The organism is Peptoniphilus gorbachii, from assembly GCF_016908115.1.
Lineage (GTDB): Bacteria > Bacillota > Clostridia > Tissierellales > Peptoniphilaceae > Peptoniphilus_A > Peptoniphilus_A gorbachii.
Genome location: NZ_JAFBDH010000017.1, coordinates 1 through 1,324, shown reverse-complemented (window position 1 = coordinate 1,324; position 1,324 = coordinate 1). Strand labels below are relative to the sequence as shown.

Here is a 1,324-nt window from a genome sequence, read left to right as displayed (position 1 = left end):
ATGGCCTGATACACCTGAAGGGACCAAAGAAAAAAACTTTCATGATTCAATTAGAATATGGTTTAAGTTAGAAGAACTTCATGGACCAGAAATTTTAAAACATGGAAATAATATCAATTGGACACCTGATGAGAAATTAGAAATGGTATCTAAAGTGTTAGCTGGAAATTCAATAAAGTCTATAGCAATTGAATATGGAATTAATGATGGACAGCTCTATTCATGGGTTAACAAGTATAAAAATTATGGATATAATGGTCTTGATAATAAAAAGAAAGGCCGTAAATCTAAAAATACAAGCATGAAAAGTAAAAATAACCATAAAGCAAAAGAGCTTAATGAATCTGAAAGAGAAGAGCTAATAAGACTTAGAGCAGAAAATGAATATATAAAGGCAGAAAACGAAATAATAAAAAAAGAGATCGCCTTGAGAGAAGAACGTTACGCTGCGCAACTCAAGGCGAAAAAGCAGCGATTATCAAAGAACTCAAAGAAGAAGGATACAGACTAAAATATCTTTTAATAGCTATTGATATGCCAAGGTCAACATACTATTTTGAAATAAATAAAGTTGATAAGATAAAAATTAAGAATAGTCATATCGCAGATAAAATAACTCAAATATTTAACTTACACAAAGGAAGATATGGAGTAAGAAGAATATATATGGAGTTAGTAAATCAAGGCTATGTCATAAATCATAAAAGAGTCCAAAGGATAATGCACGAACTAAAACTATTCGGAAAAAGATCTAAGGAAAAATATCACTCATATAAGGGGAAGATAGGGAAAGTAGCTGATAATATAATAAATAGAGATTTCAAGGCAGATAGACCTCTCCAAAAATGGACCACTGATGTATCAGAATTTAAATTTTCTTGGGGTAAATGCTACATCTCTCCAATACTTGATATGTATACAAATGAGATAATCTCTTATGACTTATCCTTACGCCCTAATTTAAAACAAATATCCAATATGTTAGAAAAAGCATTTAAGAAATTTCCAAAACTAAATAATCTAATACTACATTCAGATCAAGGATGGCAATACCAACATAAATATTATGTAAATGAACTTAAAAAACATGGTATAATCCAATCAATGTCAAGGAAGGGTAATTGCTATGACAACTCAATTATGGAAACATTTTTTGGAAGATTAAAAAATGAAATTTATTATGATTATGAAAAGAGCTATAGCTCTTTTGAAGAATTTTCGAGAGCAATAGAGGAATATATTGATTATTACAATAATGAAAGAATTCAATCAAAAACAAAATGGATGCCACCTACAAAGTATAGGTTAGCATCCACTACAATTA

Annotated in this window: 2 protein-coding genes; both read left to right on the top strand. The window is 29.5% G+C overall.

Annotation, left to right across the window (positions count from 1 at the left end; all coding sequences use genetic code 11):
• The coding region (locus JOD41_RS09095) for a helix-turn-helix domain-containing protein (RefSeq protein WP_239541194.1) at window positions 1–511 on the top strand (511 nt) is incomplete at its 5' end.
• The coding region (locus tag JOD41_RS09090; protein WP_205052562.1) for an IS3 family transposase at window positions 475–1,324 on the top strand (850 nt) is incomplete at its 3' end. The genes JOD41_RS09095 and JOD41_RS09090, both read left to right, overlap by 37 nt.